15 protein-coding genes are annotated in these 25261 nt (G+C 47.1%); 7 read left to right on the top strand and 8 right to left on the bottom strand.

Features of this window, described 5'->3' with window-relative positions:
- Window positions 1–40: 40 nt before the first annotated feature.
- From nfsB to HK11_RS02580, 5 genes are all read right to left on the bottom strand, one after another.
- Window positions 41–691 carry an oxygen-insensitive NAD(P)H nitroreductase gene (gene nfsB, locus HK11_RS02600; protein ID WP_086553786.1) on the bottom strand — a complete coding sequence of 217 codons (651 nt, stop codon included), beginning with the start codon at window positions 689–691 and terminating at the stop codon, window positions 41–43.
- Window positions 692–738: 47 nt separating this feature from the next.
- The gene (locus HK11_RS02595; protein WP_086553785.1) at window positions 739–1914 is read right to left on the bottom strand and encodes an MFS transporter; all 1176 of its coding nucleotides are present in this window, start codon (window positions 1912–1914) and stop codon (window positions 739–741) included.
- A gap of 150 nt (window positions 1915–2064) precedes the next feature.
- Entirely contained in the window at window positions 2065–3051 is a 987-nt protein-coding gene (gene galE, locus HK11_RS02590) for a UDP-glucose 4-epimerase GalE (RefSeq protein ID WP_086553784.1), read from the bottom strand.
- A gap of 135 nt (window positions 3052–3186) precedes the next feature.
- A complete protein-coding gene (locus HK11_RS02585; protein WP_086553783.1) occupies window positions 3187–4356 on the bottom strand; it encodes an L-dopachrome tautomerase-related protein in 1170 nt (389 codons plus the stop codon).
- 53 nt (window positions 4357–4409) lie between these two features.
- Window positions 4410–4700, bottom strand: coding sequence for a putative quinol monooxygenase (locus HK11_RS02580; protein ID WP_086553782.1), 291 nt, complete (start codon window positions 4698–4700; stop codon window positions 4410–4412).
- A 535-nt stretch (window positions 4701–5235) separates the two neighbouring features.
- Here HK11_RS02580 and HK11_RS02575 point away from each other — a divergent pair.
- The 7 genes from HK11_RS02575 to HK11_RS02545 all read left to right on the top strand — a co-directional run bounded on the left by HK11_RS02575 (window position 5236) and on the right by HK11_RS02545 (window position 17704).
- Entirely contained in the window at window positions 5236–6141 is a 906-nt protein-coding gene (locus HK11_RS02575) for a GntR family transcriptional regulator (protein WP_086553781.1), read from the top strand.
- Window positions 6142–6277: 136 nt separating this feature from the next.
- Window positions 6278–7036, top strand: coding sequence for a response regulator transcription factor (locus HK11_RS02570; RefSeq protein WP_086553780.1), 759 nt, complete (start codon window positions 6278–6280; stop codon window positions 7034–7036).
- 7 nt (window positions 7037–7043) lie between these two features.
- Complete coding sequence (locus HK11_RS02565; RefSeq protein WP_086553779.1) at window positions 7044–8420, top strand: ATP-binding protein; 1377 nt, start codon at window positions 7044–7046, stop codon at window positions 8418–8420.
- A 23-nt stretch (window positions 8421–8443) separates the two neighbouring features.
- Window positions 8444–9637, top strand: coding sequence for an efflux RND transporter periplasmic adaptor subunit (locus tag HK11_RS02560; protein ID WP_086553778.1), 1194 nt, complete (start codon window positions 8444–8446; stop codon window positions 9635–9637).
- A complete protein-coding gene (locus HK11_RS02555; RefSeq protein WP_086553777.1) occupies window positions 9634–12801 on the top strand; it encodes an efflux RND transporter permease subunit in 3168 nt (1055 codons plus the stop codon). Before HK11_RS02560 ends, HK11_RS02555 begins: the two co-directional genes overlap by 4 nt.
- Window positions 12802–16143, top strand: a complete 3342-nt coding sequence (locus tag HK11_RS02550; RefSeq protein WP_086553776.1) for an efflux RND transporter permease subunit — start codon at window positions 12802–12804, stop codon at window positions 16141–16143.
- Window positions 16144–16165: 22 nt separating this feature from the next.
- A complete protein-coding gene (locus tag HK11_RS02545) occupies window positions 16166–17704 on the top strand; it encodes an efflux transporter outer membrane subunit (RefSeq protein WP_086553775.1) in 1539 nt (512 codons plus the stop codon).
- Window positions 17705–17818: 114 nt separating this feature from the next.
- On the opposite strand, the gene HK11_RS02540 is transcribed toward HK11_RS02545, so the two are convergent.
- The 3 genes from HK11_RS02540 to uca form a co-directional block, all read right to left on the bottom strand.
- On the bottom strand, window positions 17819–19225 hold the full coding sequence (locus HK11_RS02540; RefSeq protein WP_158092923.1) for an OprO/OprP family phosphate-selective porin: 1407 nt from the start codon (window positions 19223–19225) through the stop codon (window positions 17819–17821).
- A 632-nt stretch (window positions 19226–19857) separates the two neighbouring features.
- Window positions 19858–21654, bottom strand: a complete 1797-nt coding sequence (gene atzF / locus HK11_RS02530; protein WP_086553772.1) for an allophanate hydrolase — start codon at window positions 21652–21654, stop codon at window positions 19858–19860.
- A gap of 51 nt (window positions 21655–21705) precedes the next feature.
- On the bottom strand, window positions 21706–25245 hold the full coding sequence (gene uca, locus HK11_RS02525) for an urea carboxylase (RefSeq protein ID WP_086553771.1): 3540 nt from the start codon (window positions 25243–25245) through the stop codon (window positions 21706–21708).
- Window positions 25246–25261: the final 16 nt, after the last annotated feature.

The raw sequence follows: 25261 nt of genomic DNA, 5'->3' as shown, positions 1-25261 counted from the left end.
ACCGGACGAGAGCGCGCTACACGCTCTCGTCTAAAAAACCTTATGCCTTTGAGAAAACGCTTCCATAAGGCAGACGTGACTTTGGCAGCTTTGCATTAAAGTCAGCTTCGGCATGATAGCCCAGAGCAACGATGACAGTTGCGGTCAGCCCTTTTTCTGCCAGGCCAAACTCTTTATCAACGATTTCCGCATCAAAACCTTCAACAGGGGTTGCATCAACACCCAGCAAACCTGCTGACAGCAGCAAAAAGCCCTGTGCTATATAAGTCTGCTTCATAGCCCAGGTCTGCACGTCACCTGCTTTCTCATGCACACCAACAAAAAAAGCGCGGCCACCGGCAACAGCTTCACGTGCAGCCTTATCAGCATAACGCCCGTCAGCCTGCTCCTGCTCAAGAACAGTCTCAAGATAAGACGCAGGCAGAGAAGAACGTGAGCACAAAACCACAACATGAGAGGCATTAAGAATTTTGTTCGTATTAAAATCAAAACGCTCTGACGTTGCTTTAGCAACCCGTGCTTTGCCTGCGGCATCATCAGCCACAATAAAGTGCCATGGCTGGCTGTTTACTGAAGACGGACTTAAACGCAAAGCTTCAAACAGCTGATGTGCAATGTCATCAGGAATACGGCGTTTGGCGTCATAGGACTTCGTAGTATAACGCGTCTGAAGAGTTTTAATAAGATCCATGAAACTATTCACCTTTGTTGAACAAAGCGTTGTGACTCTGCCGCTATTTAAGACGCTTCGGGGGCAAGACGTCCCTTATAAGACAATAATACCATCACAGCCCCGAGAAGACCTAAACCCAGACCTGCAGCAGAAACCATACTGTAGCCATAGCCCCATGACAGTACAGCCCCGCCCAGCGCTGCACCCAGAGCATTGCCCAGGTTAAACGCACCAATATTCACCGATGAAGCCAGACCAGGAGCTGCATGCGCTGCTGTCATGGTGCGCATCTGCAATGCTGGCATCATAGCAAAACTGGCAACACCCCAGACAAGTACCCCCACCAGTGCACCGACAGGCGTACGCGCAGCAAAAGGAAAAGCCAGCATAATCAGACCAAGAACAGGGAACACCACCAGCAATGTACCAACAAGTGATTTATCAGCTGCACGGCCACCAATAGCATTACCTATACTAAACCCAACACCAATCAGCATCAGAGCTACAGTTATAAGCCCAGGCCCTGCTTTAGTAATCTGTTCAAGCATCGGTACAATATAGGTATAAAGCTCAAACATTGCTCCGGCTCCGACGACCGTCACGCCCAGAGCCATCAGCACATTAGGCCGGGTCATCACTTTAAGTTCGGCTGCTGCATCAGGGCGTGGACCGGCCTCCGCAAAAGGCAGGGCAACCAGACATGCCGCGGCTGCAACAAGCCCAAGGACAGAAATAGCAACAAATGCCATACGCCACCCCAGGGTATCCCCCATCCACGTAGCCGCAGGCACACCGAAAATATTGGCAACTGTCAGGCCCATGAACATACTGGCAACAGCACTGGCCCTGCGGTTTGCGGGGACAAGGCTGGCAGCCTCAACCGCCCCAAGGCCAAAAAAAGCACCATGAGCCATGCTGGTCAGCACACGAGCCAGCAGAAGCTGTGTGTAAGTTGCACTGAAAGAAGATGTCAGATTGCCTACAACATAAAGTAACATCAGCCCGATAAGAGAATATTTACGCGGGTAACGTGCAAGCAGCAATGTGATAACCGGCGCACCGCCCATAACCCCAAAAGCGTAAGCACTGACCAGCCCCCCTGCTGTTGGAATACTGACATGCACACCAGCCGCCAGAACAGGCAGCAGGCCCATGGGGGTGAATTCTGTCACACCAATAGCAAAAGCTCCACATGCCAAAGCAAACAGAGCAAACGCAGAAGAAATTTGTTTTTCAGGCATATAAAATATTTCTAATCCTCTGTCTGGGAGGGTGAGAGACACGCAGGCCTCTGCAGGCTATGTCATACTCTGAAGCATGACATAGCCCGTTATAAAATCTCAGAGAATATATAATAATCAGTTAACAGCGCATGCGGCACAATAGCTTAATTAACTATTATACCCTTCAGGATGTGCCACTCGCCAGCGTAATGCCGTTTCAACAATCTGGTCAATTTCAGCAAAACGTGGGGTCCAGCCAGTTTCCTCGCGCAGTGTCTGTGAATCAGCAACCAGCATCGCCGGATCTCCCTGACGGCGCGGAGCTGGCTCCCAGGGCACCTTTCTGCCGCTCACACGCTCGACAGACTGAATCACTTCAAGGTTAGAGTAACCCTGGCCGTTGCCAATATTATACGCCACACTCCGCTCGTTAATCTGATCAAGAGCGCGCAGATGGGCATCAGCCAGATCAGTCACATGCACATAGTCACGTACACACGAACCATCCCGCGTCGGATAATCTGTACCAAATAGTTTCAGTGCCGGTCTGCGGCCCAGAACCGCGTCAATTGTCAGGGGAATAAGGTGAGTTTCCGGCCTGTGATCTTCCCCCGCACGCCCCTGACTGTCAGCACCTGCAGCATTAAAATAACGCAGGCAGGCACTGTGCAGGCCATAAATATTACCGGCCCAGTGCAGCACCCGCTCAATCATATATTTGCTTTCACCATAGGGTGAACCGGGCTGTACATCTGCTGTTTCAGGAATAGGAGCCGAACGTTCAGGCCCGCCAAAAAGAGCTGCAGTTGAAGAAAACACCAGCTTGCTGACGTCGTTTTTCACACAAGCCTGAATAAGGTTTAACGCCGTAAGATAATTCTGGCGAAAATAACGCAAAGGATCTGTCATACTTTCCCCGACCAGGGAAAGAGCTGCAAAATGCAACACACCCGCCCATGAGCGGCTGGAAACAACTTTTTCTGTCGCATCAGCATCAAGCAGATCAGTATGATGGAACTCAACATCATCAGGCAACGCGCCACGGTGGCCGGTACTAAGATTATCGAGCACCGTCACATCATGGCCAGCATCAAGAAGTGCCAGAACCGCATGACTGCCAACAAAACCAGCACCACCGGTTACAAGATAACGCATCCGTTCATCCTTTATCTGATTGAACAACATGCCTCTTACCTCTGCCCCGCCTCCCTCTTACGAAACGAAGGCAGGATCTTACAGAGTCATGCTGTAAATAACTATTAAACAGTCCGTAGCATGTAATCCCCCGTTTCAGGGAGGTGTAATCGGTGTACGAGCAATCAGATAAGGTGGTTTGCGTAAATTATGCCCGTCATTAAACCCGGGCAGGCGGTTCCACTGGCCGAGTACATAATAAACATGTGTCCTGGTCGCAAAAATACCATCAGGCCAGATAATACGAGGATCGCGGGCAATAACGTCAATTTGTCCATCCGGACTTCTGCGCATGATCGAATCATGCTCTCCCGCGGTCAGATAAATACGATTCCAGGCATCCGTCGCCAGCCCGTCTGTCATCACCTTTTCACCCAGATCAGTAACTGCTGACGCAAGTTTATCATCCGTAGCGGCGGAGTCAGCCAGCAAAGCAGTTGGCAAACTATACAACCTGCGACTTGTAAGAGGGGAGTAATAAAGCGTTTTGCTATCATTACTCAGGGTAATGCTATCAATGCCCCCGATGGGAAAACCAGGGTGATGCGGGTCATAACGGCGCACACGCCCTTCGAGAACTGCCTCGAAGCCTGGTTCTGCCAGAACAGACGGGTGATGCGTCAGCACACGCCGTTGCTTACCGGTTGCAATATCAACAATCACCAGACCGGGGGAGGTTCCGAAAGAAGAATCTGCTATATAAACGGTACCGGCTTTACCATGTGTCAGGTCAACCCGCAGGTCATTCATATGACTGTCGGGCAACATAGCCGGCGCGTGAAGAGGGATATTCGCTATCTCTTTACCTGTTTTTACATCAAATCCAACAATTTTTGCCGCACCCGGCTCTATCGGGTGACCAGCAACTTTTCCATCATCAATCAGCCATAACCGGCCTTTTGTATCCAGTGTCAGGCCATGAGGCGACACCAGCCGCTGCGTAACGGGCAGAGACGTCTCGCGCGTTATATTCTCATCAGGCCAGGCAATAATTTTTCCGTCACGCAACTCTCCCAGCGAAGGTTTGTCATGATCCGTGGCGTGACGGGGAAAAGTGAGGAACACCCTTCCTCCCTCAGTCACCGCGATACCTGAAGGACCAGGCTCAGGCAAAGCAGCAATAATCTCCATCTGCCCTGCAGGCAGTGTGTCTGCCGCAACACTCACATGAGTGTCCGAACTGGCAGAACCAGAGGCAGCCAGAGCCTGAGAATTTACAGCCGCCATGCTCACAGCAACAAGCAGAGCCTGATAGTGCTTCTTCATTCGTCCAACCTCACCTTAAACTCGTTGCTGTGCATAAACGAAGAGATCAGCCTTCAGAGCGGCCGAAGAATCTTCACATCAATCGGGGCAGCCAGAAGTGGCTCAAGTGTCTGTGCAAGCTCTTTAAAATGAGGCGTTTCAAGGTGGGCCTGAAGTGCTTCACGGCTATCCCACTTTTCGATAAAAACAAATGAATCCGGGTCATCAAGGTCCTGATGCGGCACATAAAGATGGTTTGTGCTTTCTGCCCGCGAAGGAACAATGCATGCCTTCATCGCCGCAGCAACAGCAGCACCCTTACCTGGTTTTGCTTTGACAAGTGCAACAACATCAATTTGTGACATAAGGTAATTTCCTTCTCAGCTCATAACGACACTGAAGAACTATAATACCTCGGCTAAAAGAATACAAAACAGCGGCACATCTTACTTCTGTATAAAAATTTTCGAAAATTTTAACCCATTACTATACCTGAAAAAATACTTTAATAACCGACATGGTGCGCCAGAAGATACGCATTGCAGGAATGCCTCTTTCAGATAACAGACCATATTTTTCCGAGAAAAATAACAACGCGAGCAGCTCACATTATAGAAATTTGACGCTGCAATAACAAAATTATGATCTGTTTTGTATAAAAAATAACGAGTGCGTGATCTGATGAAGATTTTTTTTTGTGAAGCAATATAAACACAACACAAACATTGATTTTTATTAATAGTCAAAAAGTTATTTCTATATATAAATTTTTCATAAAAATACCTTTCTGAAATATATTTTTCATTTAGATGCAGAAAAAAAATTTATGTGATATATCAACCGAATAAGGTTCTTGCAGAGATAAATATCATCTCATTTTCTTTCTGATGGTTCTAACTTATGGGTAATACTCCTTCAGCACTTCAGATCCGACTGGCTGAAAAAATTGTCTCACTTGTTCGTATGGAAAGCTGGCAAACAGGCCATCATCTGACTGAAGATGCCCTGAGCGACATTCTGGTCACCTCACGGACCCCTGTCAGAGGCGCTCTTATCTACCTTGCAGAAGCAGATTTTCTGGAACGAAGACCACAGAAGGGTTTTTATGTTAAAAACCCGGAAATAAATCCTTTTGAAGAAAAAAATGATATATCTGCAGCAGACGAAAATGATATATACCAGAAAATAGCCCTTGATCGCCTGAGACATACCTTACCTGATACAGTCAGTATGAGTGAACTGGTGCGCCGTTACAATATATCGCGCGCCAGGATGCTGCATGTACTCACAAGAATAGCATCCGAAGGCTGGGCGGAGCGCAGGTCAGGCAATGGGTGGGCATTTCAGACACTGATAGATAACGTCGATGCCTATAAAGAAAACTACCTTTTCAGGGCAACGTTAGAGCCCGCTTTTATGCGCAGTGAAGACTTTTACCCCGATGATCTTATTCTGCTACGCCTCAAAGAAAAACAGGAGTTTGTTAAAAATGAAGGCTACAAATTCCTCAGTTCTATAGAATTTTTTCAGATTGATGCAGAGTTTCATGAAACTCTGGCCACAATGACTGGCAACCGTTTTTTTATACGCGCTCTGAAACGCGCTAACCAGCTACGACGCCTTATGGAGTACGGACTACCTCCTGATCATAAATTTATACAACGTGTCTGCCTGGAGCATATTGCCGTTATAAATGCCCTTTTAAATAAAAACATCAAAGCAGGCGCAACATTACTTAAAAATCACATTACAAAAGGTATGATTTTCAAATCTCACTCCCTCATGAGTATAGCAAAAGAAAAATAACAACCTCATAAAAACCAAAATATTTAAAATTGTTTTTTTTCATTCTGACATAAATCAGACAACACTCTTTCCTGCTGCTCTATTTGCGTTCAATATCCTCAGCACTATCCCACTTTCATATGCAGGGGTCTGCTGCGTGCCTGAACCGCAATCACTTTATAACCTTAAAGAAAACATTGTTCACCATGCAACGCGGCAGCCACATATTCTGATCGTTGAAGATGATGACGAAATCAGATTACTGCTCGAACAATATCTGTCGCAAAAAGGGTACGTCACCTCAGCAGCGACCGAGATGGAAGGCATCGAGCTTATTTTTGCAAGAGATCCTGTTGATCTCATTCTTCTTGACCTCATGCTTCCTAAGGAAGACGGCAGAACATTGTGTCGTTACATTAAAGAAAAAACTAATCTCCCCTTATTAATTATCAGTGCTCTTTCAGAAGTCAGCGACCGTATCACCGGCCTTAACCTTGGTGCTGACGACTATATTGCCAAACCTTTTGACCCAAGTGAGCTTGAGGCTCGTATTCGGGCTGTTTTTCGACGCAATCAGAATACCGGCCTGCCTCAGGAGTATCGTTTTGGTACATGGCTTTTTTTGCCACGCAAAAGCATACTTTATAGTCAAAAGGGTGTGCGGATTACTCTGACGGGTGCTGAAACTAAATTACTACAGGAATTTTGTCTCAACCCTGAAATACTTATGAGCCGCGCCATGCTGGTTGAAGCTCTGAAAGGGGATGCTGATGAACTTGAACCTCGTGCCATTGATCTGATTATTAGCAGATTAAGACGAAAACTTTCAGAAGAAGGTGGCCAGCTCGAGCTTATTCGTACAGTCCGTGGTGAAGGCTATATTTTTCAGCCTCAAACACAGCGCTCAGAAGGCTAGCCTTCTCATGACAGTCCGTTACACACTCTGGCCACGCCGTATTTCCACTCAGATGTCGGCTATTCTTATCATCTGTATGCTGACAACATTGTTCATCATCGCCTGTCTTCTGACTATTTTCAGGCCTTATGTTCCTCCTGTACCCTATGGCCCATGGGCAAGCACTATGGCCCTTGAAACAGGCTTTACTGCTATAGAAAGTCTGCCTGAGGCTGAACAACCTGTTTTTGCCAGAAAAATTTCCAATCCTGACCTCAGTTTTTTCGTCAATGAAAATGTTCCATGTCAGGAAAAAGCCAGTGCCTTCTCCACTGAAGGCTTACGCCGCATACTACAAAGCCGACATGCTGACACACTTGTCAGCGTCAAAACCTGCAGCACTGATGACCCGGGTACAACAGTAAGTTATGTCAGCTTTGATCATGGGCGGTATATTGCACTTATTAATAACAGAATGAACTCTTACTGGCCTCATGTTCTGCATGTAGCAATGCCATTAATCGTTGCTTTCTCATCTCTTACCCTGATGGTCATCACTTTGTCTTTCTGGTCGGTTCGGCGCATTAACCGACCTCTGAGCGACCTTGCTGAACGCGTCGATACCTTTGGTTATGACATCAGCCCGACACCGCTTGACGAAAATGGTCCGGCAGAAATTCAAAGCCTGGCAATGGCCTATAACCGTATGCAAACACGTATTGTGCAGCATGTTGAAGAACGCACACGTATGCTCATGACAATCGGACACGACCTGCGAACCCCCCTCACCCGCATGGCAATGCGGGTAGAGCTTGGAGAAAGCACTCTTAAAGCCGATGCATTGCGCCGTGATGTCAGTCTGATGACCCATATGCTCAATGGCGCTTTGTCTTTTCTGCGCGGCCAGAATGACGAGGAACCTGAAGAAACTACCGACCTTGACTCTCTTATCGAAAGTCTGTGCACCGCTTTTTCAGATACGGGAAAGCCTGTCTTCTACACTCCGGGCGACCAGGTGGTATGCTGCTGCCAGCCCGTTGCCCTCTCACGCGCTCTGAACAACCTGATCGAAAATGGCCTGAGATATGATGGTGATGTCACTGTGACTTTGCAGGCGTCAGAACAAAAAGCCATTATCAGCATCAGCGATAATGGCCCGGGAATTCCCGCAGAAAGTAAAGAGGCCATGCAACTGCCATTTACACGTATGGACCAGGCTCGTTCATCTCCTGCCGGGCTTGGTCTGGGCCTTTCAATCGTCAGGCAGATTATTGACCGGCACAAAGGCACTATGGCGCTGCTTGATAATTTACCAAAAGGGCTTCTTGTGCAAATCACCCTTCCTGTCAGCGGGCACAGTATCTCTTCCCATCGACCACAGTTAACTTCTCTTCCACACCACTAAACAGACGATTTTAGGATAGTATCATGTCAGATCCGATTCACCCCAAAACGTCTGAAACACAGACAAAACGCTCATTATCTAAAAAAACGCTGCTGATAGGTGCTGTTATTATCATTGCAGGTGCAGGGCTGTGGCGTTTCTCAACCCGTCACACCACAACGCATCTTACTGCAGATCAGACTACACCCGTTGCTGTTGCCGCTGTCACACGCGGAGATATGCCTGTTATCTTTACAGAACTAGGCACGGTTATCCCCATTACAAATGTCACAGTACAGACCCGCGTTTCGGGCTACCTTATGAAAGTTCTTTATACAGAAGGACAGGAAGTCAAAGAAGGCGATTTGCTGGAATTAATTGACCCTCGCCCTTATGAAGCACAGCTAAAACAATATCAGGGTCAGCTCATTGCTGATCAGGCACAGCTGGCACAGGCCCGTATGGATTATACACGGTACCTGAAACTGCAAAAACATGATGCTATTGATACACAGACAGCCCAGGACCAAAAGTACAAAGTTGAACAGCTGGAAGGTACTGTACAGGCTGATGAAGGACTGATTCAAACCTATAAACTCGATATTGAATATTGCCATATCTACGCTCCTGTTTCAGGTCGCATTGGTATCCGTGCTGTTGACCGGGGTAATTATGTCGCCGCCGGACAAACTAACGGGCTGGCAACGCTGGCACAGATGTCGCCTATCTCTGTTATTTTTACCGTACCACAGGATAAGCTCAGCACGGTATGGAAAACCCTGCGCAAAGAGAAAATTTTACCTGTACAAATATGGGATAGCGAGAATGCCGAAAAGCTGGCTGATGGCACAGTCAGTAGTCTCGACAGTGAACTCGACACTTCAACAGGTACCGTCAAATTACGCGCCCTGTTGCCCAACGCTGATGAAAACCTTTTCCCCAACCAGTTTGTCAATGCACACCTGATTATCAGAACAGAGCATAATGTTCTGCTTATGCCAGAGACTGCCGTACAAACCGGGCCAGATGGTTCTTACGTATACCTCACGGATGCAAACAACACCGTGCATGTACAAAATGTAAAGCTCGGCACCAGTCAGGATACCACCGTTGTCATAACAGATGGCCTCAAAGAAGGGGACAAAGTTGTTATCTCAGGTGTCGACCATCTGAGAAACGGCTCACGGATCAGTATTCCGGCTAACTCACCAGCAAAAGCCAGCGGAAACGGACAATGAATTTCTCACGGGTTTTCATCGACCGGCCAGTTGCGACCACCCTGCTTTCTATAGCTATTCTTCTGGCCGGTTTTATCAGTTACCGCTTTCTGCCTGTCTCAGCGTTACCTGAGGTAGACTACCCGACAATCGTGGTACGCACTTTCTACCCGGGGGCAAGTGCTGATGTCATGATGACATCAGTAACAGCACCTCTCGAAGGTGAAATGGGGCAAATGCCCGGCCTTGACCAGATGACCTCACAATCATCTGCCGGGGCATCCGTAGTGACACTGCGTTTTTCACTTTCAACATCACTCGACGTCGCTGAACAGGAAGTTCAGGCTGCAATCAATTCAGCGAACTCCCTGTTACCATCTGCCCTGCCTGCACCACCAATTTATTCAAAAGTTAACCCGGCTGATACGCCCATTCTTATTCTTGGTGTGACTTCAGCGACCCTTCCTCTCCCTGAAGTGCAGGATTACGTTGCCACGCGTCTTGAACAAAAAATCAGCCAGATATCAGGCGTCGGAGAAGTCTCCCTCTCCGGTGGGAATAAAAAAGCTTACCGCGTGAGCGTCAATATTCCTAAAATGACATCATACGGTATTGATATCGATACGCTGCGTACAACCATTAATAATATTAATGTAAATACGCCCACAGGCAGTTTTAACGGTGAATATCAGAACCGAACCATAAATTTCCAGGGGCAGATATCAGACACTGAGCAGCTTCTCAACCAGGTTATAGGCTGGTCCGCTACCAGCAAGGGTCCTGTACGGATACGTGATATTGCTACGGTATCAGAAGGGGCAGAAGATGATGAACTGGCAGGCTGGTCTGACACAGACCCTGCAATTATTCTCAACATCAGGCGTCAGCCTTCAGCCAATATCCTGAGTACAGTCAATGCCATTAAACAAAGACTGCCACAACTTGAAACCGAACTCCCCGCGGGTGTAAAAATCAAGATACTGACGGACCGTACAACCACTATTCAGGCTTCAGTTGCTGACGTTGAGTTTGAACTTATCCTCTCTCTGATTCTGGTAGTTGCCGTTATTTTTGTTTTTTTACACGACCCGTCAGCTACTGTTATTCCGGCCCTTTCTGTACCATTGTCAATTATCGGCACACTTGCCGTAATGCATCTGGCCGGGTTCTCTCTCGACAATCTTTCTCTCATGTCTCTCACTATCGCAACAGGCTTTGTCGTTGACGATGCGATTGTTATGATTGAAAACATCGCACGCTATGTTGAAAAAGGAGAAAGCCGCTATAAAGCGGCTGTTGAGGGTTCTGGTGAAATTGGTTTTACCATTATCTCTCTGACGGTCTCACTGATCGCCGTGCTCATTCCTCTGCTGTTCATGAGCGATGTCATTGGCCGGCTTTTTTACGAGTTTTCAGTAACTCTGGCTGTGACAATTATTATTTCGGCAGCTGTATCACTGACACTGGTACCTATGCTTTGCGCACGCCTGTTAAAAGATCATGATCACAGTGGAGAAAAACCCAAATGGGCAACAGCCACTGACCACTTTATTACCCGCGTCATAGAAGCTTACGGCAAGGGTCTTCACCTGGTGTTACGCCATCAGACACTTACAATGCTCTGTTTCGGTATAACGCTGATTGCAACTGCAGCTCTTGTTATAACCATCCCTAAAGGACTCTTCCCTGAACAGGATACCGGTGTTTTACAGGGTATTTCAGTAATGGATGGCTCTATCTCTTTCGATGAAATGAAAGTGCTGCAAAGCAAACTTGGAGCCACATTGCTTAAAGACCCCGATGTAGTAAGTCTTTCTTCCTATATCGGAGTAGATGGTGACAACACGACACTGAGCCGCGGACGTTTTGAAATTAATCTCAAAGCACATAATAAGAGAACGCTGACAGCCAGTGAAATTGCCTTGCGCCTGCAGGAAGAAGCCCTGCAGATACCAGGCACACGACTATATGTGCAGCCTGTGCAGGATCTTACACTGAACACAACCGTATCAGCGACGCGCTATCAGTTTCTGATTGAAGACACCAGCGTAGACCGTCTGACATCATGGGTACCTCAGCTGATCAGTGCGCTGCAAAAAGCTCCCTCTCTTTCTGATGTAACATCTGACCTTCAGGCAAAAGGACTGGCCGCTGACGTCACACTTAACCGCTCTACCGGTGCACGCTTTTCGATTACACCGCAGACGGTTGATAACCTGTTATATGACTCATTCGGGCAGCGTCAGATTACAACTATTTACACGCAGGCAAATCAGTACCGTGTTATTCTTGAAGCACTGCCTGAGTTACAAAAAAATCCTTCAGCACTTGACCAGCTTTATATGGCAGGAAGCGCATCACGCGGGAGCGACACAACCGGCCCTGAACGTGACCCGACATCGGGGCTCGTACCATTAGGCTCAGTTGCAAAAATCACGTCATCAACAGCACCTCTGCTCATTACCCATGTAGCGCAATTTCCTGCAGCAACAATTTCGTTTAATGTCACGCCGGGATACTCACTGGGAGATGCCGTAACAGCTATCGACAAAACACGTTCTGCCTTACATCTTCCTGACACCATGCGGACATCCTTTCAGGGAACCGCACAGGTTTTTGAAAGTAGCATGTCGAGCGAAATGTGGTTAATTCTTGCTGCCCTCGCCGCTGTATATATTGTTCTGGGTGTTTTATATGAAAGCTTCATTCATCCACTGACAATTCTGTCAACACTACCCTCAGCTGCTGTCGGTGCTCTTCTGATGCTATGGATCACAGGAGCAGGACTGGATATTATGGGGGTTATCGGCATTGTTCTGCTGATTGGTATCGTCAAGAAAAACGCGATCATGATGATCGACTTTGCTCTTGAAGCCGAGCGTATTGAAAAACAATCACCTGAAGCATCAATTATTCAGGCAGCAATGCTACGCTTTCGTCCTATTCTGATGACAACTCTGGCAGCTATGCTCGGCGCTGTGCCACTGGCCCTTGGCACCGGGGTTGGCTCTGAACTACGCCGCCCGCTGGGTTATGCTATTGTCGGTGGACTGCTGGTCAGTCAGCTTCTGACACTATTCACCACCCCGGTTATTTACCTGAAAATGGAATATATGCGCCAGCGTGTCGTTTCATGGCAGCAAAGGCACAAAAAATCTGCATCCAGCTCTTCAGGAGAATTATAAATGTCTCCTGTTGCTTTGTGTGTCAAACGCCCGGTAGGCACAACACTTATCGTTATTGGTATGATACTGGCCGGTCTCATTGGGTATACAATGCTGCCTGTTGCAAGCCTGCCAGCCATTGATATGCCCATGATTCAGGTCTCCGCTCAGCAATCAGGCGGGACACCTGAGGAACTGGCGAGCACTATTGCGGAACCTCTTGAACGGCATCTCGGGACGATTTCAGGGCTGAATGCGATGACTTCACGCTCCGTCACAGGGCAGGTCAGTATCTCACTCCAGTTTGTTTCATCACGTAATGTAAACAGTGCCGCCAGAGATGTGCAGGCCGCCATTCGTGCAGCCCGTACAGACCTGCCAACAACCCTGCGACAGGATCCATCATACCGCATTGCCAATACATCAGGCATGCCTATCCTCGTTATGGCACTGACATCAAAAACCCGTACACCAGCACAACTTTATGATGAAGCCACAAATGTGCTGGCTCAGCATCTTGATTCAGTAAGCGGTGTTGGTGACATTCAGCTTGGTGGCAGTGCTCTGCCTGCCGTTCGCGTTGAGATGAACCCTCTCAAACTCTACAAATATGGAATCGGGTTTGAAGATATCCGTGCAGCCCTGGCATCAGCTAACGCGAATACTCCCAAGGGATTTATCACTCGTGGTAAACAGCGCCTTATTCTGCAGACAAACGACCAGGTACATGGAGCAAAAGACCTGAAAGGTCTGATCGTTGCCTACCGCAGCAACCGCCCGGTTCACCTTATTGATGTTGCAGATGTAACAGACAGTGTAGAAAATGTCGAAACAGGTGGATTTTATAATCAGACACCTGCTGTTCTGGCCATCGTTTTTCCACGATCTGGTACAAATGTTGTCAAAACAATTAATGAGATCCGTGCAAAATTTCCACTATTACACTCAGCTTTGTCTGCTGATGTAGAGCTACATGTCTGCAGCGATCGTTCTGTCACCATTCGTGCTGCACTTGAAGACACACAGCGCACTCTTGTTCTTTCTGTTATTCTGGTTATCGCTGTTGTTCTGCTTTTCCTGCGATCACCACGTACAACTATGATCCCTGCTGTTGTTATTCCCTCATCTCTCATAACGACTTTTGGCGTAATGAAACTGATGGGATACTCCCTCGACAGTCTCTCTCTGATGGCTCTGACCATTGCGACAGGATTTGTTGTGGATGATGCCATTGTTGTACTTGAAAATATCAGTCGTCATATCGAAAATGGCATGCCACACAAAGAATCTGTTCTGAAAGGGGCAGAAGAGGTCGCTTTTACTGTTTTTTCAGTTTCACTCTCACTGGTTGCCGTTTTCTTTCCCATTACGATGCTTGGGGGCATGCTTGGCGGCCTGCTCCATGAATTTGCTATGACCATTTCAATTACCGTCATGGTGTCAATGGTGCTGTCACTCACCCTTACCCCCATGATGTGTTCCTTTATGCTCAAATCAAAAGAGGAAATGGATCATGAAGAAAGTATCAGAAACAAAAACTGGCTAAACAAAATTTCTGCTTTTCTGGAAAATGGTTTTAACCTTCTTCATGCCAGTTATGGTCACATGCTTGACCGCTCTCTTAAACATCCTGTTCTCGTACTTCTCTCACTTCCGGCAACTATTGTTATTATGGGTATACTTTTTATTATTATGCCCAAAGGTCTTTTTCCTGAAAGTGATACAGGATCACTGATGGCTCATCTGGTCGCCGATCAGTCTATTTCTTTTAAAAGCATGATAGGTAAAGTTAAGGACATTGAAAATCGTATACTGGGCAACAAAGAAGTTAATAGTGTTGTCGGCTTCCTGGGTGGTCGTGACTCAGCTAACCAGGCTATGATTTTTATTGAACTGAAAGAGAAAGATCAACGCAAAGTATCAGTTGATAAAACGGTTGCTGACCTCAGGCAACGTACAGATAATATTGCAGGAGCAAAGTTTCTTTCCAGTGTGCCAAGTTTGCTGCCTGGCGGCCCACGCTCAGGCAATGCGGCCTATCAGTACACACTTGAGAGCGATGATGCCGCCACTCTCTATCACTGGATGCCCCTGCTTCAGCAGGCTTTACAAAAGCATTCTGAATTAGCTGATATTTCGACAGATATTCAGCAAAAAGGTCTGGCTGAAAATGTTAATATTAACCGTGACAGTACAGCCAGAACCAGTCTGACAGCACAGCTTGTAGCTAACACACTTTATGATGCCTATGGTCAGCGGGCTGCATCAGTTATTTATAATGCGCTTAACCAGTATCGTGTTGTTATGAATGTTAAACCAGAGTTCTGGAAAAATGCAGATATGCTGCAAATGACATGGGTTAGCACAGCAGGTGGCACCGCAAGCGGCAGCACGCAAAGTAATACAATCCGCTCATCTGGTACAACAACGACATCTTCATCATCATCTGATGTCGATGATGCAACATCTGCACAAAACAGCCAGTCTTTTAAAAACCAGATTGCTAACAGCCTCGCTGGAGGAAGTGGTGCATCAAATGGCTCAGCTGTCTCTTCTAATGCTGAAACTATGGTACCACTATCCGCTATTGCTCATATGTCACGCGGCACCACACCAGTGAACATTAATCATCAGGGACAGGCCATTGCTGCAACGTTATCTTTCAACCTGACTGCAGGAGCATCTATAAATGATGCGGCACGTATTATTGCCGATGATATGGCAAATCTGAAGATACCATCCTCTGTCCATGGTGGATTTGCAGGAACAACTGCACGCCTGCAGCAGGAAAGCAGTAACGAGCCTTTAATTATTCTCGCAGCGCTGCTCGCTGTTTATGTTGTTCTGGGCATTTTATATGAAAGTTATGTCCACCCGATTACCATTCTATCCACCCTGCCCTCTGCCGGCGCAGGAGCCCTGCTTGCACTTTATCTGAGCGGACAGGAATTTGATCTTATCGGACTTATCGGCGTTATTCTTCTGATAGGTATAGTTAAGAAAAATGCTATTATGCTCGTAGATTTTGCAATCACTGAAGAGCGTGAACATGGCCTCTCGGCTCACGATGCTATTTATCAGGCCTGCATGCTGCGCTTTCGCCCTATCCTCATGACAACACTAGCCGCAGCTCTTGGTGCAGTACCGCTCGTACTGGGGAATGGTTATGGCATAGAACTACGCCGACCTCTTGGCATTGCTATCATTGGCGGCCTTGCACTTAGTCAGGTACTAACACTTTTCACCACTCCGGTTGTGTATATTTACCTGGACAGACTTGGCATGTGGGGACGCAAAGCTATTCCCGCTGTTATACATGCTATCCTGAAACCTCTTCGTTCCATACGTATCCGTCGCTCCTGACCTCTTTCGGAATATTGTTGCCATGACACTCTCACGCTCTTCACTTTCCGGTCGGTCTCTGCTCAAGGCAATGGCTGCGCTGATTACCCCCACAATTTTATCAGGCTGTATTCTGGTCGGGCCGGATTATAAACGCCCCAAAGCTGTGCTTTCTGCAAAATTCAAAGAAACACAGCCGGCACCTGGATGGTCAAAAGCGCAGCCGGATATGGCTGCTATTCCCAAGGGTACCTGGTGGACAATTTATAACGATCCGGTTCTGAATGAACTGGAATCACAGGTTTCAATTTCCAACCAGAATCTTAAAAAATACGAAGCCCAGTATCGCAATGCTCAGGCTCTTGTCATGGCTGCACAGGCCAACCTTTACCCAACCCTTACTGGTGGGCTTAATTTTTCACGAAACAGTCAGGGTGGCACAGCAACATCAACAAGCGGAACACAATACAGCACAGGCAGAACACGCAATACCTACGCCGCACAGTTGTCAGCAGACTGGACCGTTGATATCTGGGGTAAAATCCGCCGTCAGATCCAGGAACAGGTTACAGCCGCACAGGCAAGTGCTGCTGATCTGGCTAATGCACGCCTCTCTTACCAGTCACAGCTGGCTCAGGATTATTTTGAGCTGCGCTACCAGGACTCACTCAAAGCACTACTTGAACGTAATATCACGTTATATGAGCACACACTTGCTATTGTACAGGCTCAGCACCAGGGCGGCACAATGAATGGTAATGATGTATGGCAGGCTCAGAACCAGCTGGACGCTGCGCGCGCTAATGCAACAGCAACAGACGTTACACGTTCAGAATATGAACATGCCATTGCTGTGCTTATAGGCAGACCTCCAGCCGAACTTTCGCTGTCACGAAACGCTCTTCCTGCTTCCATTCCGGAAATTCCTGTTTCTATACCAGCATTTTTACTGCAACGTCGCCCTGATATTGCATCGGCTGAAAGAGCCATGGAACAGTATAATGCTGAGATTGGTGTTGCAATTGGCGCCTTCTATCCTCAGCTTTCCTTGTCGGCTGCTTATGGATACAGCGGCAACCCTGTTCAGTCACTCATTCAGGTTAGCAACCGCATATGGTCTCTTGGTGCATCGGCCTCACAAACTATTTTTGCCGGTGGTGCACGCACAGCAGCTGTTGAAGAAGCCAATGCAGATTATGACAGTGCTGTCGCAACTTACAGACAAACTGTTCTTACGGCCCTTCAGGATACGGAAGATCAGTTATCCAGTCTGAGGATATTAAAACAACAGGCTGAAGAGCAGAAACATGCTGTGCAGTCAGCTATTCACGCAGCTGATGTCTCTGTCAGTCAGTATAAATATGGTACTGCTATTTATACAACCGTACTTACAAGCCAGCGTAGTGCGCTCAGTAGTCAGCAAACAGCCTTACAAATTCAGCAAAATCGTTTACTTGCCAGTGTTAAGCTGATTGCTGATATGGGGGGTGGCTGGAATATCGACGAACTTCCGTCAAAAAACTATCTGCAACGTCATAACCCTCTGGTTCCAGCATTTATTGAAAATAGTCTCCAGAAATAACTTAATAAAAAATCTGTCAGAAAGTTCTCTCTGACAGATTTATTTTTTACCCAAGAGGGATATATAATATATAATTTTTATATATTATAGTTATGAACTATTAAAAAAATTAGATTAAAATATAACAGCAACCCTGGCACCAAATGTATCACCACTATTACTACCGATGTAATCTCCCGTCGCATTATAAACATGAGCGTGCGTATAGTTAAACATCAGATGCGCTGTGCTCATAAGATACCAGTTAAGACCAGCGGTTAACGTCCATGCATCTGCTCCTGAGAAAACATGAGACGAATTTGCCCAGTCCCAGCGGAAAGCCAGCTCCCACGCACCCATACCACCATCAATCACCGGATGCAGGACATGTGGCAGACCCCACACGCCATTACGTGGCATATAGTTCGGCTTCTCACCTGTCAGAAAAACACCATACTGAGCACTAAATGCCCTGACTGTGCCTGTCATACCGGCAAAATCAGTCGAACTCGAAGCTATCCCTGAAGTACGCCGCAATGTCATACGACGTGCACCGAACTCAACAAGAGCCCACATACTCTTCCTCATACCGAAAAGTTCCAGTCCCCCTGCAAATGAATGTGCAAGAGGAGCTGTTGGGCCAAACTGCAAATTAAAGTTATTATTTGTACGACTAAGCGCCTCTATATCCTGCGTAAAATTTTGCGCTGGTTTAACATCTTCATAATAACCCCATATCCCCAGATGCAAAAGATATGTGTTGTTTCTGAATGGAATATAATGTGCTCTGGCTAAATAAGTAATATCGTCACGTATATTATTTTTCATGTTAACGTTGTTAACCTGATCACCAGCTATCTGTGTCGCCACATGCCAGTTATTACCATATATTTTATAAGCCCCGCCAAGACCATACCACCCCATAACCGGCACCAGTGTCGTAGCAACTAAATCGCGGTCCAGAAAGACGGTATTATATGAACCTGTCGAACCATCAAAGCCACGTTCTGAAAATTTATGCCCAAGCGTATATTCAGCAACGTGACCGAATGTTTTTGTTGTCCATGTCGCATAAGCACTCATCAGAACAAGTGAGTTGCTTGAGAAATCACTCTCGATAACCCATGACAGTTGTTTAATTCGACCTTCAGCACCGATACGCGCAGCACGCATCATCGTTCTGGAAACATTCAGATTATGAAAACGACTACCAAAAGAAGACCCATAATCAGCCAGGATCCTGCCTCTCAGACGGAATGAATAATCACCATTCTCTGTCGTAATGGCGGGAATTCCATTTCCCCACTTCAGGATCAGACCATTGACCTGTGTCGTGCTTTTATTATCTCTTGCTGAATAACCAAATAATTTTTCAAAATAATTATTGCTCTCGACTCTTTCTGCATAAGGATCATGAAACCTGATACTTTCCTCTGGTGTTCCGGAATAATTTATTCGCCTTACAACACTCGCATCTTCATTCTGCTTTTTATTGTAGGTTACTTTTTTAACATAAACTTTACGGGACTCTATTTGCCCCATGCGCTTTTCAAGAGACTGAATCTGTTGTGACTGTTTATTTATAATAGCAATTAACTGAGATATTTTGTCATCATACTTACTTTGACCAGCATAAGCTGGCGCAGCCATAAAAAATGAAAATACAATTAGCGATACTACTTTTTTATTATTATTTTTGATCATAACTATATTATTTATTTTTTGATAGAGTCAGTTTATTGATAGACAAAGCAGAATGTTCCTCTGAAAAGTTGTTACATTTCTGGAATAGCTGAATTGCAAAGTGATTTCATGTCAATCATTTTGCTCTTATATCAATCGCTTGTGATAAAATAACTTTCAGGAAATATTTTTATTTATCTCAATAATATCATTAAGTTACAAACTCTTACTGACAAATATATTACATTTTTTTGATGATTTTGTAATATAGAATAAGGAGAAAGACGTTAAAAGATTACACTAAACGATTCTGCATATGAGAAATATATAAAAAAGAATTTAAAAATGAAAAAATTTATTTTTACTTTCTGTATCGTGAAAAATTTAAAAAGATATTCATAAAAATAATATAAAAAAACAAAATATAAAATATAAAAATTATGTTGTTTCAGAACTTCTCGAGGCAAGTTCTGAAACAACGCAAAAACATATTAAATTTTAGCGTAACGCCAGCCACCACTCGCAGTAATTTCTTTTCCACTACGTGCTATCGCCTCACTACACAAAAAGCCGCAAACCTCACTGCCATCAGCCAGTGAAATTTTACCAATCGCCATTGGCTGAGGCAGACCAGCAACAAAACGACCAAAACCTCCGGCTGAAAGCTCGTAAACCTCGACTTCAAGACCAGGCCCTGAAAAGCCCCTCTCACGCACCAGACCCGGTTTAGGAGGCGTCGCATTGGGCAAAGCAAATAAACGATAATCTGCCGCAGTGCGTGTCGTCGCTTTCAGCACCGCCTGCTCCTGCTCAAGCTGCCAGTGCAAGGGAAAGCCCTTCAGATGCGCACCAACAACAGCAACCAGAATATTACCAGGTGCAGGCTGTGCGGCATTGTCGTCAGCTGTCATTAAATGTGTGCCGGACAAACCCGTTGTATGCTGAGCCTCTTTATGAAAACGCCCGGCAAGAGATGCCAGATCACAATCCGTCAGAGCAGGTGCAATAAATGTTACACCAAAAGGCATACCATCAGGTGAAAAACCTGCCGGCACCGCACAGGCTGCCATATCAAGCAGATTTACAAAATTAGTGTAGGTGCCAAGCATACTGTTCGCTACAACAGGCTGATCAATCACTTCCTTTTTTGTTACAATGCGAGGCGCTGTTGGCACGACCATTACATCAAACTGCTTCCACATCCGGTCTGCAATTTGTTTAAGCTGGTGCTGGCGATAAATACCATCAAACACATCAGTAGCTGAATAATGAGCGGCACCGTCAATAATTTTACCAACGACAGGGTCCATATCCTGTCGATTATTTTTATAAAACTCTTTAACCGCAGCTAAACGCTCGACGACAAACGGGCCACTGTAAAGAAGCTCTGCTGTTTCTTTAAGCGGTGTGAAATCAATCTCAACTTCAATACCACCCATTTTTTTAAGCTGAGAAATCGCCTGCTCATACAAAGCAGCATTATATGTATTACCGTCAAAAAAACGATCCTGCTCACGCAGTACACCAAAACGAAAGGGCCCTGCTGGCAAAGCACGCGGAGCCAGAGCGCGTGAGTAAGGCGAGCGAGCATCAGGAGCAGCGGCACACTGTTCAACACACCAGGCATCAGCTGTCGATGCTGCAAAAACAGAAATGCAATCGATTGAAGCGCAGGCAGGCACCAGACCATAATTGCTCAGTGCGCCGCGTGACGGCTTAAGCCCGACAATGTTGTTAAAAGCAGCAGGTACTCGTCCTGAACCTGCCGTATCAGTGCCCAGAGCGAAAGATACCAGACCGGCTGCAACAGCAACGGCTGAGCCTGAGCTTGAGCCTCCTGACACATGCTCTGCACTAAAGACACTATGAGGCTGCCCGTAAGGCGAGCGCATCCCGACAAGACCAGTCGCAAACTGATCAAGGTTGGTTTTGCCTACCACTATAGCCCCGGCAGCCTCAAGGCGGCTAACCACCTCTGCATTTTCTTTCGCTTCATAAGCAAAAGCCGGACAGGCCGCAGTCGTGGGCAAACCAGCTACGTCAATATTATCTTTTACCGCAAAAGGAACCCCATAAAGCGGCAGATCATCAGCTGATAAACTCTCAAGCTCAGCGGCTCTTGCAAGAAGACGTTCAGGTGAGACACGCGTAATCCACACTGCGGGATCAACTGCATGATAAGCGTCGATACGCGCCAGCACCTCACGCACAATATCTGTCGGGGTGAGTGCACCATTGCGACAGGCAGTAAGAAGGGGCGTAATCTGTAACATTGCAGGAAATGACATGATTTTTATATCCTTATTACTGCTGCAAAAGAAATAAATTATTATGCGGCTTTAGTCGGTGCACACCACCATAATGCGTTCACCTCCTCGCACTTCGCGGCCTTTACGACAAAGAATTTCTTTCACTTCACCACTAGCAGGTGAGCTGATTTTCATTTCAGTTTTCATTGATTCAATGATCGCAACGGTGTCACCCACTTTAACCCGGTCACCTACTGCCACCTGTATCTGCCAAACACTCCCGGGAACGGGGCTATCAACACTCATCTGCCCTTCAGGCAAAACCGACTCATCTGCCAGACTGCTGTTATCTTCAGCCTCGAAAGTATCAAGACCTTTTGCAATCCACTCCTGGCGCTCTGCCTCAAAAGCAGCCTGCTGACGCGCACAGGCTTCACCAATTTCAACTTTATTAGCTTCAAGAAAATTGCGGTATTCTGAAAGGCTAAATTTTGTCTCTTCAATTCTGACAGAGAAACGCCCGTGCGGGAAGGCTGCACGTGCTTCCATCAGCTCATCATGCGAGACCGGATAAAAACGAATCTGATCAAAAAACCGTAATAGCCATGGGGTGTTTTCATGAAAAACATCTGTTGTTCTCCATGTATTCCAGACCTGTGTTGTACGCCCGAAAAGCTGATAACCGCCAGGGCCTTCCATGCCATAAATACACATGTAGCTGCCGCCAATACCCACAACGTTATCAGGTGTCCAGGTACGGGCAGGATTATATTTTGTTGTCACCAGACGGTGACGAGGGTCTACAGGCGTTGCAACAGGAGCACCAAGATAAACATCGCCCAGCCCCATAACAAGATATGAAGCGCTGAAAATAATATCTTTCACAGCCTCAACTGATGAAAGACCATTAATACGACGAATAAATTCTATATTTGACGGACACCATGGTGCATTAGGGCGCACGAGCTCCTGATAACGCTGCATCGCAAGACGAGCCTGCTCATCATCCCACGAAACAGGCAGGTAAACTATACGACTTGGCACCACAATATCATCATCACCCGAAGGCAAAGCCTGCTCTGTCGTATGCAGTGTCTCAAGCAATGAAGATAACGTAAGAACATCAGGATTATAATGCACCTGTAGCGACCTGATGCCCGGTGTCATATCAATAATACCGTCTATAGCCGCTTCTTTAAGGCGTTCGAGCATCAACTGCACACGCAGGCGCAACGCGATATCAAGCTCTGGCGGACCAAACTCAAGCAGCAGATAACAGTCACCGGCACGACGATAAACAACCGGAATTTCACCCTCTGAGCGGAACAGAACCGGAGTATCAGCGACAATCGGCTCAGGCAAAAACGCAACACTGACGGGCTCAGGCGTTACGCGCCGGAAACGCACCTTATCACCCGGGTGCAGCTGTCCCATTTTCCACAATTCATCACGCGTCAACACGGCAGGGCAAACAAAACCACCAAGGCTTGGTCCGTCTGGCCCCAGGAGGATGGGCATATCGCCTGTAAAATCGATAGCGCCAATAGCATAAGCATTATCGTGAATATTAGAAGGGTGCAGCCCCGCCTCTCCGCCATCAGTTCTGGCCCAGCGCGGCTTAGGACCGATCAGACGCACACCTGTACGGGCGCTGTTAAAATGCACCTCATATTCACTGGAAAACAGAGTTGCTATATCCTCCTCAAGGAAGAAGTCTGGTGCGCCGTGCGGACCATACAGCACGCCAAGCTCCCAGGTGCGGGTAAGGGCAGGACGGTCTTCTGCTGCAATTGTAACCGGGGCAGAAATAGCACCCTCAGCTTTTGCAAGACGAAGCACATCACCCGTGCGCAGCTGACCCGTGGCATGACCACCAAACTGCCCCAGCATAAAGGTCGCACTTGACCCCAGATATAGCGGTGCATCAATACCACCCCGTACGGCCAGATAAGTGCGATGCCCCGCTCCCTTGATCTGCCCCAGAGCCAGAACCTGACCAGCTTTAACTTCTACCGGCTGCCAGTAAGGCACCTCCTCCCCGTCCAGCGTGGCGGGCATCCACGCCCCTGAAAGACCGATAAGAGCCGGTGCATTAAAACGTAATACCGGCCCCGTAGCGGTAAACTCAAGCGCAGGTTTACCTTCTGCATTACCAACAATACGGTTTGCCAGACGAAAACTATGGTCATCCATCGGGCCGCTTGGCGGCACGCCGACATCCCAGTAACCAACACGGCCTGGCCAGTCCTGCACTGTAGACTGCAGGCCTGGAGCAACAACCTCGATTGTTGCAGGCATATATGCAAAACTATTGAGCAGGCCTGTAAAAACTTTACCTTCTTTTACCGTCTCATCGGCAGTAATAGCGCACAGATAATCAAGATTGCTTTCAAGGCCGCTAAGGCGTGTTTCAGTCAGTGCAGCATTAAGGTTAGCAAATGCCTCCTCACGCGAGGCACCTCGGGCAATCACTTTTGCCAGCATGGGGTCATAATAGGGGGTGACTTCAGTGCCGGTTTCAACCCAGCCATCAACACGCACGCCAGGAGCAAAACTGACTTCAGTAAGACGCCCTGTAGAAGGACGGAAATTTTCTGCCGCGTTCTCGGCATAAATACGAGCTTCCACGGCAGCACCTTCTGGTATGAGACTTTCCTGCGGAGGAAGAACCAGACTGCCATCAGCCTGGCGTACCATCCATTCAACCAGATCAATCCCGAACACTTCTTCAGTCACACAGTGCTCAACCTGAAGACGCGTATTCACTTCAAGGAAGTAGAAATCTCCGCTTTCTGTATCATAAATAAACTCAACTGTACCTGCTGATTCATATGCCACAGCAGCACAGAGAGCACGTGCGGCTTCGCGCAAACCAGCGCGCGTTTCATCAGAAAGACCTGGAGCTGGTGTCTCTTCAATAACCTTCTGATTACGACGCTGAAGGGAGCAGTCACGCTCACCCAGTGTAAGAATATTCCCGCGTCCATCACCAAAAATCTGAACTTCAACATGACGTGCACAGGCAATGAATTTTTCTAAAAAGACGCGGGCATCACCAAAATTATTACCCCCCATACGCGAAACAGCGGCAAAACATTCCTGCAGTTCAGCCTCGTTATGACAGATCTGCATACCAATGCCACCGCCACCGGCTGTGCTTTTCAGCATGACCGGATAGCCAATTTCAGCAGCAGCTTTTAAGGCTGCGTCAGCACTCTCAAGAATATCAGTGCCTGGCAAAAGTGGGACGTTATTCTGTCGTGCCAGGTCACGGGCTGTATGCTTAAGGCCGAAAGCACGCATATGCTCAGGGCGAGGACCCATAAATTTAATACCATGCAGAGCAAGCCTTTCAGCAAACTCTGCACGTTCACTTAAAAAACCATAACCAGGATGAACAGCCTGCGCTCCTGTACTGATACAGGCCTGCAAAATTGCGTCCATGTTCAGGTAGCTTTCACTAACCGCAGCAGGACCAATGAGAACAGATTCATCTGCCTCAAGCACAGGCGGCGTGAAACGGTCAGCTTCAGAGCAGACAGCGACGGATGCTATGTCCATCCGCTTTAACGTACGACCAACACGACGCACGATCTCTCCGCGATTAGCAATCAATACCTTTGTGAACATGACAGACTGCCCTTAG

Origin of the sequence: Acetobacter sp. DmW_043, from assembly GCF_002153485.1 — a bacterium.
GTDB classification, from domain to species: domain Bacteria; phylum Pseudomonadota; class Alphaproteobacteria; order Acetobacterales; family Acetobacteraceae; genus Acetobacter; species Acetobacter thailandicus.
The sequence above is the reverse complement of the archived record's forward strand: the minus strand, read 5'-3'. Positions and strand labels throughout refer to the sequence as shown.